Origin of the sequence: Paenibacillus sp. FSL H3-0286, from assembly GCF_045040705.1 — a bacterium.
In the GTDB taxonomy this organism is placed as follows: domain Bacteria; phylum Bacillota; class Bacilli; order Paenibacillales; family Paenibacillaceae; genus Paenibacillus_AQ; species Paenibacillus_AQ odorifer.
On record NZ_CP150285.1, the window covers coordinates 5,483,332 to 5,497,191 of the forward strand.

General features: G+C 48.6%; 13 protein-coding genes. All 13 read right to left on the reverse strand.

Annotated elements, in window-relative coordinates; all coding sequences use genetic code 11:
- Window positions 1-6 precede the first annotated feature (6 nt).
- The 13 genes from MHB37_RS24605 to MHB37_RS24665 all read right to left on the reverse strand — a co-directional run bounded on the left by MHB37_RS24605 (window position 7) and on the right by MHB37_RS24665 (window position 13,860).
- Entirely contained in the window at window positions 7-402 is a 396-nt protein-coding gene (locus MHB37_RS24605) for a diacylglycerol kinase family protein (protein WP_076304278.1), read from the reverse strand.
- A complete protein-coding gene (gene ybeY, locus MHB37_RS24610) occupies window positions 402-899 on the reverse strand; it encodes an rRNA maturation RNase YbeY (protein ID WP_076129001.1) in 498 nt (165 codons plus the stop codon). Before ybeY ends, MHB37_RS24605 begins: the two co-directional genes overlap by 1 nt.
- Window positions 896-3,151 carry an HD family phosphohydrolase gene (locus MHB37_RS24615; protein ID WP_036683831.1) on the reverse strand — a complete coding sequence of 752 codons (2,256 nt, stop codon included), beginning with the start codon at window positions 3,149-3,151 and terminating at the stop codon, window positions 896-898. Before MHB37_RS24615 ends, ybeY begins: the two co-directional genes overlap by 4 nt.
- A 14-nt stretch (window positions 3,152-3,165) precedes the next feature.
- A complete protein-coding gene (locus MHB37_RS24620) occupies window positions 3,166-4,137 on the reverse strand; it encodes a PhoH family protein (RefSeq protein ID WP_036683834.1) in 972 nt (323 codons plus the stop codon).
- 15 nt (window positions 4,138-4,152) lie between these two features.
- Window positions 4,153-5,334, reverse strand: a complete 1,182-nt coding sequence (gene yqfD, locus MHB37_RS24625; RefSeq protein WP_076304277.1) for a sporulation protein YqfD — start codon at window positions 5,332-5,334, stop codon at window positions 4,153-4,155.
- Window positions 5,331-5,624, reverse strand: coding sequence for a sporulation protein YqfC (gene yqfC / locus MHB37_RS24630; protein ID WP_036683844.1), 294 nt, complete (start codon window positions 5,622-5,624; stop codon window positions 5,331-5,333). The genes yqfD and yqfC overlap by 4 nt, the downstream gene beginning before the upstream one ends.
- Before the next feature lie 172 nt (window positions 5,625-5,796).
- Window positions 5,797-6,375, reverse strand: coding sequence for a hypothetical protein (locus MHB37_RS24635; RefSeq protein ID WP_405168630.1), 579 nt, complete (start codon window positions 6,373-6,375; stop codon window positions 5,797-5,799).
- An 18-nt stretch (window positions 6,376-6,393) separates the two neighbouring features.
- The gene (gene floA / locus MHB37_RS24640) at window positions 6,394-7,398 is read right to left on the reverse strand and encodes a flotillin-like protein FloA (protein ID WP_036683849.1); all 1,005 of its coding nucleotides are present in this window, start codon (window positions 7,396-7,398) and stop codon (window positions 6,394-6,396) included.
- Between the two features lie 55 nt (window positions 7,399-7,453).
- Entirely contained in the window at window positions 7,454-8,839 is a 1,386-nt protein-coding gene (locus tag MHB37_RS24645) for a nodulation protein NfeD (protein WP_248549505.1), read from the reverse strand.
- Between the two features lie 118 nt (window positions 8,840-8,957).
- Entirely contained in the window at window positions 8,958-9,401 is a 444-nt protein-coding gene (locus tag MHB37_RS24650) for a GatB/YqeY domain-containing protein (RefSeq protein ID WP_036683862.1), read from the reverse strand.
- Between the two features lie 15 nt (window positions 9,402-9,416).
- Window positions 9,417-9,590 carry a 30S ribosomal protein S21 gene (rpsU, locus tag MHB37_RS24655; RefSeq protein ID WP_036657994.1) on the reverse strand — a complete coding sequence of 58 codons (174 nt, stop codon included), beginning with the start codon at window positions 9,588-9,590 and terminating at the stop codon, window positions 9,417-9,419.
- 139 nt (window positions 9,591-9,729) lie between these two features.
- Window positions 9,730-10,089: a histidine triad nucleotide-binding protein gene (locus MHB37_RS24660; protein ID WP_036683863.1), complete on the reverse strand. Its 360-nt coding sequence runs from the start codon at window positions 10,087-10,089 to the stop codon at window positions 9,730-9,732.
- A 354-nt stretch (window positions 10,090-10,443) separates the two neighbouring features.
- Window positions 10,444-13,860 carry an AAA family ATPase gene (locus MHB37_RS24665; protein WP_405168631.1) on the reverse strand — a complete coding sequence of 1,139 codons (3,417 nt, stop codon included), beginning with the start codon at window positions 13,858-13,860 and terminating at the stop codon, window positions 10,444-10,446.

Consider the following 13,860-nt stretch of genomic DNA (forward strand, 5'->3'; position numbering starts at 1 on the left):
TCCTGATTATGACATAAGTCCGCTAATCCAGTCCATCACAGGGTGATAAAAAACATAGATCCCAACTAAGACAGCAAACACCGCCGTGAGAAGCACAGCTCCTGCGGCGGTATCTTTTGCTCTCTTAGCCAGTGGATGAATCTCTGGCGAGATCAGATCAACCGTCGCTTCAATCGCCGTATTAAGCAATTCGGCAGTTAGGACAAGCGTGATCGAGAACAGCAGCAACATCCAACTGGCCAGCGAAAGTCTGAACACGGCAGCGGCTATTAGCACAACCACCGCTAAACAGCAATGCACCTTCATGTTAAGCTCGGATTTGAATGCCGACACTAAGCCTTGCGATGCAAACCGAAAAGAGTGCCAGAACTTCTTGTGCCCTACCGCCGTGTTCTTCACCATTAGCGCGTCAACCCAACCTGAGATAGTACTTTTTCTTGCTTGGACATCATCTCTGCTTCTGAGGCTTCATCCTGATGATCATATCCTAACAAATGCAGAAATCCGTGAACGAAAAGAAAACCAAGCTCTCGTTCCAGTGAATGGCCATATTCCAGCGCCTGCTCCTGCGCACGAGTTACGGAAATGATTATATCCCCAAGTACGTCTGGAACATCTTCCAGCGCCTCGCCTTCCTCTACCTCGTATATAATGTCCAGCTCGTCCTCTCCGCTTTCATTCATAGCAAAAGAAAGCACGTCCGTCGGACGGTCAATGCCCCGATATTCCAAATTCAACTCATGTATACGAACGTTATCGACAAAAGTAAGAGCTACCTCGCCCCGATCGATCCCTTCCGCTTCACCTGCTTTTTGCAAAATACTCTCCAGCAGCGTAATGAGATCGTCCTTTATCTCGTATTCTTCCTGCTCGTTATCCCAAACGATCTCCAAACTCATGGGTTAGGTGCCCCTTCCTCTTTTTTCGGCTTACGCACATCTTCTGGGTATTCGATCCGTGAATGGAAAATTCCCATAACCGTCTCCTTCAGAGTCCGTGCAATAATATCCAATTCTTTAATCGTCAAATCACATTCGTCAAACTGATGATCATCCAGTCGACTTTTAATAATCTTCTCAATCATCGTTTCCACCTGCAGAACAGTTGGCTTACGCAATGATCTCACTGCAGCCTCGACACTGTCGGCAATTCCCACAACGGCTGCTTCCTTCGACTGGGCTTTCGGTCCAGGATAACGGAAATCTTCCTCGGTAAAATCAGCCTCGACACCTTTTTCTTCCGCCAGCTTCAGTGCCTTATGGTAAAAATAATGCAGGAACGTTGTTCCATGATGCTGCTCCGCAATGTCACGGATTGGCTTTGGCAGCTTATATTCTCGTTGCATTTCCACCCCGTCACGGGCGTGGGCAACGATGATAGATTTACTAAGCTTCGGTTCAATAGAGTCATGTGGATTTTCCATATTATTCTGATTCTCGATAAAATAAAACGGACGTTTTGTTTTGCCAATATCATGATAATACGATCCAACCCGGCACAATAGCCCATCTGCTCCAATCGCTTCCGCGGCAGCTTCTGACAGGTTACCTACCATTACACTATGGTGATAGGTTCCCGGCGTTTCGGTAAGCAGTTTGCGCAGCAGCGGGTGGTTTGGATTAGACAATTCTACCAGCTTCAATGCCGATAGAATACCAAAGGTTGCCTCGAAAAAAGGCATTAGCCCAATCACAAGTACAGCCGTCAATAGTCCCCCTGCAAAAGCAAAACCAACCGAATACAAGGTACCTACCTCTTTCCATGCTCCTCCACCTAACAGTATCTGCATAAAGACTGTCAGACAGCCAAAAAGCGATACCATAATCCCGCCTTTAAGGAGCGTGGAGCGTTGACCCGCACGGTGAGTCGCAAAGATAGCCACGTACGAAACCACGATAGCAAAGAAACCAAAGTTAAAATCAAAGATTGAGTTCTGCTGCACATTCAAAATAACACTCGCCAGTACACTGAATAGAATGGAGCAGAAATAGGCCAAAGGCATGTCCAGAAGCATTGCAATTAACATTGCGCCGATCGCCACCGGTGCCAGGAATCCGATATAAGATCGGACATCGGTCTGCAAAACAGCGGCCAGCCGCATAGAGATAATAGTTATAACAAATACAAGCACCAGCATCAATAGCTGAGAATTGTTGTACTTAAAGCCTGAGGTGCCGCCTGAATAACGAATGAACGCAAGCAAACCGACGGAGAGCATCGCAGAGAGAATCAATAGGCCTAACTGTGGCCAGTAATTCACCTCATTGCTTAGTAGTCCATTCTCATCCAAAAGAGTGTAGAGCTCTGGAGTAATTAGCTGCCCCTTAGCAACAAGCGTGTCCCCTTGCTCAATGAATACATCAGGTGTGTTCTCCCGGGCTTGTACCTTTGCTTCCTTGGTAGCATCCTCATCGTAGAACTTGTTACTTGTGATCACAAGACGTACAAGCTCCTGAACAACCTCACGCGCTGTACGCTGGCTTAGAGAACTAATACTGACCTGTTCCGCTACCTTGGCGCGAGCGGTCTGCGCATCCGTAATCTGATCATTCATCAGCCTAGTTACAATATCTCGGGCGACAGGCTTCATCTCGATAATGTCCTGAGAGGTCAGGCGCGGAATCTTAATGTAAGTCTCTTCCGGAATGACATAGGTCTGCTCTTTGATGACAGATTGCATTTCATCCAAGAGGTGATCTGAATATGTAGCGCTGCCCCGATTGGAAGCTACGAAATTCAAGATGAAATCGCTGGCTCTCTGCGGGATTTCATCACGATAAATCCCCGTCTTATCGCTTTGCGAGATCAGATCATCCTGATTGAGGCGATCTATCCGGTCCAGCAGCGAGGTCACTAGGTTGTCTGCCCTCATCGGGATAATTTTGTACTTGGGAGATACGCTTTCGGCCGCTTCCTCAGCTGCTTTTAACGTAGCTTTGGTGTCCTTAATTTGTTTCGGTGCCGTTATTTCCTTTGCACTGTAAGTATTCTCTTTAATATCATATTTCTTAGGTAGCAATTCTGGCGACAAGCTGAAGTAGAACACTAGTCCGAGTAACAGGAAAAGAGCATAGCGTGTCACTGCGCTATACTTCCATCCGTTGTTCGTATATACAAATCCGCTTAATTTAGATGGTTGCTTTGAAGCCATGAAGACAATCCCCTTTATTGGAGGTTTTCGGCAGAGCGGTCATAGGCAACGATAATTTTCTGCACCAGGGAATGCCGTACTACATCCTGTTCCGCGAAGTAGACAAAGCCAAGTTCTTCTATGCCGGATAAAATCGCTTTGGCTTCAATCAAACCGGATTTCTTGCCGCGGGGCAGGTCAATCTGGGTAACGTCACCTGTAATCACCATTTTGGACCCGAAGCCGAGTCGAGTCAGGAACATTTTCATTTGCTCAGGTGTTGTATTCTGCGCTTCATCCAAGATGATAAATGAATCATCCAATGTACGTCCGCGCATATAAGCCAGCGGAGCAATCTCAATCAATCCCCGTTCAAGTGCCTTAGCCACCTGGTCGGGCCCCATAACGTCGTATAATGCATCATAAAGCGGACGCAGATATGGATCTACCTTTTCTTGCAAATCCCCTGGAAGGAATCCTAGACTCTCTCCTGCTTCTACTGCGGGACGCGTAAGAACAATACGCTTAACCGAACCTTCTTTCAGTGCCGTAACTGCAAGCACCACTGCCAAGTAGGTCTTCCCCGTTCCTGCAGGACCGATTCCGAATACAATATCACGCTTCTTGATCGTTGTCACATAATGCTTCTGGCCGACCGTTTTGACACGGATAGGCTTTCCGCGAAAAGTTGTAGTAATTTCTCCTTTGAACAAATCGAGCAATTGATCAGCACGAAAATCTTTCGCCAGTTCCACAGCGTACTGCACATCACGTTCAGTAAGTATGTAACCGCTCCGAATGAGGGACAGTAGCACATTAAACAATTGCCCCAGCATGTCTACTTCCCGCTCAGCTCCACGAATCGTTAGCTCTGCTTCACGCGAATCAATAATGGCGGGAATTTCACTCTCGATGATTTTTAAGAATCCATCCTGCGGGCCAAACAGCGATTGCGCTTCTCCCGCATTTTGCAAAGATATACGAATGCTTGCAGTCTGTTCTGACAAGTAGCCTCATTCTCCTCAATTGTTTACTATTGGCAGTTCTTCGGAAATTTTTTCTTCTACTTCAAAGATCACTTTCATATAAACTTTACCATTCTCTTTCTTCTCATGCAAAACTTTTTGACTTTTGATGACGCTATCAACACCATATCGAGCTAAAATATCATTCTTCGCCCGCTCAATTCCCCTCGCAACTCCAGCTTCTGGAGTTATCGTATCCTTTGTTTCATTGATCTCCATTTCTTTCTCAGTCATCAGGCCCAGCGGCAGCTCAATAGAGCGCCAAGATAGCGGATCATGCTCTGTGAGCGTCTTTGAATTCTCAAAGGAGGATTTGCCATAACCCCACAGCTGAATAGCCCATTTCCCCAACACGAGATAGGTGCGATCCTTACGCTCCCCAGTGTAGGTGCTATTTGTTGTTTCAAGCGGAACCTCGATATTGTACTCATGCCAAACCAACCCCTTAACCTCACCCTTGGCTACCACATACTCTACATTTTCTTCGTCTCCAAGAGCACCGGAAATCAGGATATCCCCTTTTTTCACACGCGAATTACGCGCTACTACCGGTCTGCCCTGCTCCGCATATATTTCTGTTACCACCGCATCTGTTCGGCTAATTAAATGCCGTTGGCTAAGCAAAGGTTTGATATCGGGCTGTTTAGCCTCTACAACCTGAATTTTGATGCTCGTCCCCGTCCGTTGCAGCCCTATCCAAGAAACACCCGGTAAATGGGCCAGCAGCCCCTTAGAGAGCTTGTCCGGCTCCTCCAGACGCCATATCCACTGAAAAGGGTACACACCCTCCTGGCGAGCAGCAGCCAATATATCCTCAGAGGCAATTTTTTCATTCCCTTCGACTCTAATACTCCATACCATCGTAGATAACATAAAAAGTGTAATTCCAAACATTAAAATACCTACGCCAAAAAATTTCCTTTTCCACAGCCGCGCCATAAGAAATGGAAGTCCGCTTCTACCGGTTACGTGCATACGACAGCCTGTCTTTTTTAAAATCGGCCGGAGGACATAAAAATCATCCAGAAGCAGCTTAAGGGAAGCGCCGCCCTCAGCGGGCCTCACATCCCAAATCATGATTCCTGCTTCAGAAATGAAATTAATAAATCGCTCCACCTGAGGTCCCGTCACATGCAGTGTAACGAACCCCCGCAGTGATGACAGAGGTGGCTCCTTCATGATCTCTCCTCGCTTTCGTTATATCTGATCTCCCCGATAACGCCTTCTACAGCCAATTCCTGGCCTAGAATATTTCGGATGACAAGTCCCTCGCCTGTGATTTCAAGCGATCCTTTAGCTAACGCGAGCTTAAGCTGACCAGAGGAAAAATGCAGCACGCCGCGATGATTCTCAATATGCAGTTCCTTATTGCCGATCAGGGTGATCCGGGGCATTTCCTGTAATAAGTCCTGTGGTAGATCCAGTACCCCGTTTGTCCATCCCCGCAGCCTGCGGCCAATACGGGTCATAAGTAGACGTTCCCCCTTCCTGCCTTCTGTACACCTTATGCGGCAACGCTTTTTTTTATGAGAAGAAGTAACAAAGGAGGACCCTTCTAGTGTGAAAAAAGCAAAAAAAGCCCCGGCAACCTATCGTAAAGATAGGAAACCGAGGCTTTATTGTTACTATGATCTGTAAATATTATCTTCGGGTGGAATGCGGCTGACGAGAACGCGGTGGTCCCAGAATCTCTGCCCAGACTACACCATTGCGCAGGTCGTCACGACTCCCTGTTCCATGTGTCTGGTCTCCCGCAGAGGGTGAGTTTGTGTTCTTATTCTTATTTGATCTTTTGGTATCTGCACCCGCTATCCCGTCAAAAGCAGATTGAAGGCGCCGCACCTCTTCTTGCATTCTTTGTGTGCGTAATTCAACTCCGTCATCGGCATGCTCCAAAGACATTCCTTCTCCAGTAGAATAATCTGGAGTTGGTATATACGCGGGTTCTGGAAAGGCAGGAGAGGCATCATACTCCCGGTTATCCTCTGACCTCGACTGCCGGGAAGAGGTGCTAACAGGAGCAGGAAATCCACTGCCAGACTCCGCTTGGCGCCCTCCATCGATATCCGGGCGTTTTACCCGGCGGAGCGGAGAATCCTCTCCGCCCCCAAAAGTGGGCATTCCCCCGCGAGGAGCTCCTTTGGGCTTGTTTTTAGTTGCTTTATTCACATTGGATACGATCGCGAATATAATAACCGCAATAATATAGATCCAGCTCATGGAGATTCACATCCCCTTTTATTTATTATTGTTAGGACGGTTATTGTCGTCCTGATCATTCATTTTGCCGAGAGAGCCCCGCATTTGGGTATCTGCCTCGATGTTTTTGATATTCATATAATCCATCACGCCGATTTGGCCATTTCTGAGCGCCTCAGCCATTGCCATAGGCACCTGAGATTCAGCTTCCACAACAAGCGCCTTCATCTCTACTACGCGCGCCTTCATCTCTTGCTCGTGAGCGACAGCCATCGCTCTGCGTTCTTCCGCTTTGGCTTGGGCAATGCGTTTATCTGCTTCTGCTTGCTCGGTTTGTAGATAAGCACCGATGTTCTTGCCTACATCGATATCCGCAATATCAATGGAGAGGATCTCAAAAGCAGTACCTGAGTCAAGCCCTTTGGACAATACCGTCCGCGAAATCAAATCCGGGTTCTCAAGGACATCTTTATGGGAATCACTCGAACCTACTGTCGTTACAATCCCTTCACCAACACGGGCAATAATCGTTTCTTCACCCGCACCACCCACGAGGCGGTCGATATTGGCACGAACAGTTACGCGCGCTTTTACCTTAACTTCAATCCCGTTCTTAGCAACAGCCGCAACAACCGGTGTCTCAATTACACGAGGGTTAACGCTCATTTGCACAGCCTGCAGCACATCACGTCCTGCAAGATCAATGGCTGCTGCGCGAGTAAATTCCAAAGGAATATCTGCACGTTGTGCTGCAATAAGCGCATTAACAACACGGTCTACGTTACCACCTGCGAGATAGTGACTCTCCAGTTGATTAATGTTCAGTCCAAGACCTGCCTTAGTCGCTTTAATCATTGGGTTAACGATACGACTTGGGGTTACACGACGCAGTCTCATCGCCACCAGCGTAATAATACTGATTCTAACGCCCGATGCTAATGCTGAAATCCAGAGCATAACCGGGAAGAAACTTAAAAACACGCTCAATACAATAATCACCACTACCGCGATGAACAGAATAGGAATCAAAGATGCTTCACCCATACTATATAACCTCCGTAAATTTGTTGTAGAACTATTATTGGTTCCAGTATTTACCTTATTCCTTGATTTCTTTCACAACAATCCGTCCGCCCTCTACTTTAATAACAGAGACCGGTGCATTAGCACTAATAAAACTACCTTCTGTAACAACATCCACACGTTCGCCGCCTATCATAGCCGTTCCTGAGGGACGAAGTGGAGTAATACTGGTTCCTGTAGCGCCTAATAAGCTAAGCTTCTCTTCTACAGGCACAAATCCCTGATCTTTAGTAAGGCTTTCCTTCAAAATAAATCTGTTCCATATCCCTCGTTCTTTAAAAATGACCGCAACAATTACTACAACTATAGTCGCAGCTACGAAAGAGATACCTAGACTGAGCAGTGCATGCTTATAGCTGTAAGCAGCTCGTACAACACCCGCTACAAGGCTGACAGAGCCTAGGAGCCCCAATATTCCGAAGCTAGGCACAAAGAGCTCCAGCACAAGCATGACAAGCCCAATGATAAACAAGAGCCAAGTTTCCGCTCCGGCGAATCCTGCAACATAGTTGCCGAAGAAATATAACACAAAAGCCAACGTCCCGATAATTCCTGGCGCACCAAAGCCTGGAACAATCAGTTCAATGACAACGCCTGTAATCCCAATGAACAGCAGAATCGTCATAATAATCGGATTGGTCAGAAATTGCGACATTTTTTCCGCACCGGTATGCTCTACGCGAAAGATGTCGTCTGTAGTATATCCAAGCCACTGAATTGCTTCTTCAGGGGTATCTGTAATTTGATCAGCGTAACCAGCTTTTAAAGCTTCTTCACTAGACAAGGCAATGATTTCTCCCTGTGTCTTAGTCACTCCAAGCTCTGGCTTATCCACGACCAAATTACTATCCACCATTCCAGCAGCAATGTCTGGATCACGATCATTCAGAGCAGCAGCGCCGATCATTTTAGATCTCCAGTAGGATATCATTTTGGCATCATCGACTTTTTGACCATTCATGTCTACCAAGGAAGCGGAGCCGATCATACTGCCCGGCTTCATGATTATTGCACCTGCATTAAGTGCTATGTAACTGCCTGCAGAAGCGGCATCACCTTTAATATAGGCAGCTGTTGGTATTTCACTCTCTCTTACCATCGTCCCAATCTCTTCTGCCGATTTCACCAACCCTCCAGGTGTATCGACCTCTAGTAGAATAAGGACTGCTCCATAATTAGCGGCTTCTTCAAATCCTCTTTCCAAAAAGCTTTGCAAACCCCGTTCAATCTTTTGATCTACCGGAATAATAAACACGGGACCTTTTTTCAGCTCACTGTTCGTAACCCCCGGTGTTTTCGGGGCTGCCCCGTCAGCGCTTACATTCGTTGCAAAGGGTGTCAGGAGGAGTAACAGCAGGACCACAGGAATGCTAGCTAACAGTATTTTCCGTAATCTTCTCAATGATTTTACCTCCCTTCTTTAGCTTGACCCAGAACTCATAACCCTTAATACGCTGAAATTGGATTTACGTTTCATAACATAGAAAAGCACCCCTTTTGCAAGGGGTGCTAGTGCTATATTATTGCAGAAATTGCAGAACCGCCTGGTTCACGAGTTTACCATCAGCGCGACCTTTGACCTTAGGCATCAGTGCGCTCATGACCTTCCCCATTTCGCTCTTCGAAGAAGCACCGGTTTCCTGGATGGTCTGCTGTACAATTACTTTAATTTCTTCTTCGGAAAGTTGCTCGGGAAGATATTTAATAATAATCTCGATTTCTGCTTTTGTACTCGCGGCAAGCTCGTCGCGACCCGCTGATTCAAATTCTTGGAGGGCATCTTTGCGCTGTTTGATTTCACGACTAAGGATATCAAGCACTTCGTTGTCGTCCAATGTTCTCTTCAGATCTATTTCAAGATACTTTATTGTAGAACGAACCATTCGAATCGTGGAGAGCGTGAACTTGTCCTTACTCTTCATCGCTTGCTTCATATCTTCGTTCAATCTCTCGCTAAGATTCATGCGTGGGTAATCCTCCTAAAACTTTCTCTTACGAGCAGCCTCAGACTTCAGCTTTTTCTTAACGCTCGGCTTTTCGTAATGTTTGCGTTTCTTCACCTCAGCCAAGACACCATCTTTTGCGATGGAACGTTTAAAGCGACGAAGTGCAGCATCAATTGTCTCGTTTTTGCGAACTTTCGTTTCAGACACAGGTTTCCCCTCCCTCCGACCATACCGTCCAAGAGCATAACACGGTTTATCAAACTCCATTATAGGTCAAACGGAAATAACGTGTCAACCTTCGTGCTATTCTTTTTTCTGGCAAGTTCTTCAACATTAAATGATTATGCTATGCGTGCGAAGCTGAGTTTCCAGTGAGCGCACCCAGCTTGGCTCCACCCAGCAGGTGATAATGAAGATGAGGCACAGCTTGTCCACTATCAGGTCCGCAATTATTGATTAAACGATAACCAGACTCAGCAATTCCAAGGTCTTTGGCGATCTGTTGGGCTACACTGTGGATTTCAGCAATTAGCGGAAGATCCTCAGGTGTAACATCATTCATTGAAGCAATGAACTTCTTGGGAATGATCAACACATGTACCGGTGCAGCAGGCTCGATGTCGTAAAATGCAAGAATACGTTCATTCTCAAATACTTTTTTGGAAGGAATAGTACCCTCAATAATTTTGCTAAACACGGTCTCCATAGAGTGCTTGCCTCCTAAAAATTGGTGAAATTCCACTTCATCATAAGATAATCATACAGGATAATCATCAAATACGAAAGCAGCAAGCAAACTCAGCATAATCTGCCCTAAACTGTATCTGTTACAGAATGAACCATTAAATAAATATATCAACACCGTTAGGCCTAAAAAAGACAAAAAAAAGAGAAACACCCTTCACAGCTTATAAAGCTGATTCGGCGGCGGACGTATGAAAAGGAGTTCATTCCCTGCCATACGTCCGCCGAGGTGTTTCTAAAGTAATGTCGGCTTAGCTGTATTATAACAGCGCGTTGATACTGTATCTGTGATAAGAATCACACACATTATAGATCTTCACATTTTTTCCAAAAGGATCCGAGATCCCCCTCCACCCTGTTCAGCAGGTACTACTACCAGCTTGCGTGGCAGTCGTGCCCGAAGCTCTGGAACATGGCTGATAATGCCGACAGACAGTTGGTCGTTATGCAGTCTTTCCAGTGAGGTAATTACCGTATCGAGCAATTCCGGATCCAGCGTACCAAAACCTTCGTCCAAAAAGAAAAATTGCAATGGATACTGCCCCCGCAGCTGAATCTGTGCCGAAAGAGCAAGTGCAAGTGACAAGGAAGTTAAGAACGTCTCTCCGCCGGAAAGCGTGGAGACCGGTCTTCTTACACCACCGTTTCCATCATCACGGATTACAAAGCCACCACCCGAATCAACCTCCAGCGCATAACGCTGTTTGCTCAGGAAACGAAGCCGCTGGGAAGCTGACTGGCATACCTGCATCAATTGTTCCTCCGCAATATACTCAACAAAAGCATTTCCACGTAAAACCGTCTGCAATTTGGACAAATGATCCTGTAGAGAAGCATGTTCTAGCCGCTGGGCTTCGAGCTCCATCCAGCGAATATGCCGATGCCGCAGATCCTCCAGATCTCGCTCTGCGCGCGCTCTTGCTTGCAGCGACATTTCATCCTCTGACTTACACACGCTTAAGCTCTCCTTGCTAACTTGCCACTCCTCTTCACTTAAGCTGGCTCCGTCAAGCTTCTCTTCAATATTGCGCAGCTGCAATGAGACTTCAGCTTCTTCAGCACGATGGGCACGTACCCGAGAAGAAGAAATTTCCCGTTCTTCAGGTGCGAGAGCTGCTCCTTCAACCTCAGCGGCCGAACTAAACGGTGAAGAGGTTAGGCTTTGCTCCCACAGATGGCTTGAAGTCACATAATGCTCTCGAGCAGATTCTGCAGCCTGGCGGGTAATCGCTGCCTCCTTGATCTCATGCTGAGCTTTTTCCGCTGCCGTGAGATGTAATCGTTGGCTGGTCTCCACAGCTGCTAACAATTCCTGCAGACGACGCTCACACTCTGCTAGAAGAGGGGCAGCAGCGCGGCCATTAGTCCACTCTAAAAGACGCCGTTCTTTTTCACGCTGCAATTCTTCTTTGCCTTCCATCTGTGTATTCCACTGAGTAAGCTCTTTATCGAGTCCGGTGATGGTCTCCTGAAGATTCTGCACCGAAGCGCTTTTCTCATCCAGAAACTTGACACTGATTTCCAGTCGGGATCTAATTTCCTCAGCTTGAGCATCCTTGGCTAACAGCTCACGATAAGCTTTTTCTACCTCTTCCGGTGCCAAATCAGGGAACTGCTGTACCCAGTTCTGCCGCAAAGCGGTTAGTTGGCCACTCAGTTCCTCGGCTTTGGCGGTTAGGCCTTCTACCCAGCTTCGCTCACCTTCGGCACCCGCTGCTTCTTTGAGGCATAGCTGCTGAACTTCCTGCATCGATTGCTGCCACTGTATCGCTGTACGGCGCAGTTCTACAGACTGGCTTTTTAATACTAAAAATGCAGCATCAAGTTCTGCCAAAGCCTTTTCATCTGGAATGGACATATCGGTAGAGGAAACCTCAGTAGTGCTGACTTCTGAGCCTGCCGCTGCAGGATGATTTACCGTATCAAAAGCTCCATCACCAAACACCTGCTCCAGCCAAACCAGGTCCTGCTCCCGCAGACCACGGAACATATGGCGTGCTTCCAAAGCACGTCTGGACAACACCCGAGCCTGTTGAAGCTTTAACTCCAGTTCCTGTTGCTCTACGTTATCGTGCAATACAGCAGGGGCCGGGTGGTGTTCGCTGCCACATACAGGGCAAGGTTGTCCTGCTTCCAATTCTTTAGCCAATCCAAGCGAGAGTCTGTGCAACTCATACCCCTTGAGGGCTGCTTCCAAAGAACTGATATGTTGCTCCAGACTTTCTGCTGCGGTGCACGCAGCTTCTTCTGTCGCCAGCAGCTTCTCTTGATGCAGCGCCGCCTCGCGGATCAGCTGCCCGCGAGAAGCTTCCTGCTGCCCGCGACGGCCCTCGGCCTCCGCGAGGCGCGCCTGCGCAGCCGCGAGTGCAGCGGCACGCTCGCGGCGCTCCTTCTCCGCCTTATCCCACTGGGATTCAGCGGAGTGCAGCCCTTGCAGTCTCTGCATCGCTTCTTGCAGAGACTGCCGCTCCTGGGAGCGGACACCGAGCGGCTGCAAGCTCTGCTGCAGCTCTTGCTGGCGCTTTTGGCCCTTGGCCAAAAGCTCACGCTCCCGGGCCATGCCCTCCCGCAGCTCCGTCAGCTTGCGGGAGGCCTCTTCGCGGCGCTCGCGCAGAGCCGCGAGTTCGCGCCGCAGGGCGCCGAGCTCGGACTCGAGCTCGAGCGCGCGGCGGTAGGTGTCGGCCCCCTGCCGGAGGGCCGGCTCTTCCGCCGCAAGCGCGGCCTGCGCAGCAGCCGCGGCCGCAGCGGCACGCGCCGCCTCCTGCTCGGCAGCGGCGGCCAGCACCTCTTGGCCCTCCGCGCGGGTCAATCGGCTCTTGAAGGCGTCTTCCGCGCTTCGCCATGCTTTCAGCGCGGGAAGCCTAGCCTCGGCCTCGTCAGCTTGGCCGAGCTTCCGTTCAAGGAGGAGAATCTCCTCCTCCTTGGAGAGCAGTCCCTGCCGCTGCAATTCGCGGCGGGTCCGTTCCTCTTGCAGCTCGCGAATGCGCGTGAAACGCTCCGCGACCTGCAGCGCCGCCTCCAGCTTGCGGCGGCATTCCGCAGCATGCTGGGCTGCTTGTTCGAGGCGCTCCGCCGCTGCCTTTACATCCTCTTTGCCTGCGCTGCCAAGCCCCTGCTGCTCCGCTTCGAGCGCGCGGAGCGCAGCCTCATTCTCCTTCACCCGTCGGCTAAGCTTCAACGCAAGCTGATCGCCATACTGTTCCAAATGGAACAGGCGCTGCAGCATTTGCCGGCGGTCTACGCCCCGAAGCGATAAGAATTCGGCGAATTTCCCCTGCGGCAATACAACTGCTCGCGTGAAGTCATCCATTTTGAGCCCAATATGTTCTTCCACACAACGTGTAACATCTGCGAGTTTATCCGCCATAACGTTATCCCCGTCAGGTGTAACTTCAATGAAACGGCTAATGGTGTTACTGACTGTTTGCTCACCTGTCCGCTTGAACTTACGTTCAACGCGATAACGATGTGCCCCAGCGGAAGAAGTGAGCTCAAAGGTAAACGCCACGCTGAGTGAATCCTCAGAGTGATTCATAATCCCCTGTGTTCCATTAACGGCGCGCTCCACTTTGCCGTACATCGCCAAAGTAATAGCATCCAGCAAACTGGACTTGCCGCTGCCCGTAGGTCCAAAAATCCCAAACAGCCCGGTCTCACACAGACTTTCAAAATCTATTTCCTGCATTTCTCTATAACTCTGCAATCCTGCCACTTTTAATAAAATAGGCTTCAC

Coding starts and splice junctions, on each gene's coding strand:
- MHB37_RS24650 (WP_036683862.1), bottom strand. CDS start 9,401: ATGAATCTTAGCGAGAGATTGAACGAAGATATGAAGCAAGCGATGAAG.
- MHB37_RS24605 (WP_076304278.1), bottom strand. CDS start 402: ATGGTGAAGAACACGGCGGTAGGGCACAAGAAGTTCTGGCACTCTTTT.
- MHB37_RS24635 (WP_405168630.1), bottom strand. CDS start 6,375: ATGAGCTGGATCTATATTATTGCGGTTATTATATTCGCGATCGTATCC.
- ybeY (WP_076129001.1), bottom strand. CDS start 899: ATGAGTTTGGAGATCGTTTGGGATAACGAGCAGGAAGAATACGAGATA.
- yqfC (WP_036683844.1), bottom strand. CDS start 5,624: ATGACCCGTATTGGCCGCAGGCTGCGGGGATGGACAAACGGGGTACTG.
- yqfD (WP_076304277.1), bottom strand. CDS start 5,334: ATGAAGGAGCCACCTCTGTCATCACTGCGGGGGTTCGTTACACTGCAT.
- MHB37_RS24615 (WP_036683831.1), bottom strand. CDS start 3,151: ATGGCTTCAAAGCAACCATCTAAATTAAGCGGATTTGTATATACGAAC.
- MHB37_RS24660 (WP_036683863.1), bottom strand. CDS start 10,089: ATGGAGACCGTGTTTAGCAAAATTATTGAGGGTACTATTCCTTCCAAA.
- floA (WP_036683849.1), bottom strand. CDS start 7,398: ATGGGTGAAGCATCTTTGATTCCTATTCTGTTCATCGCGGTAGTGGTG.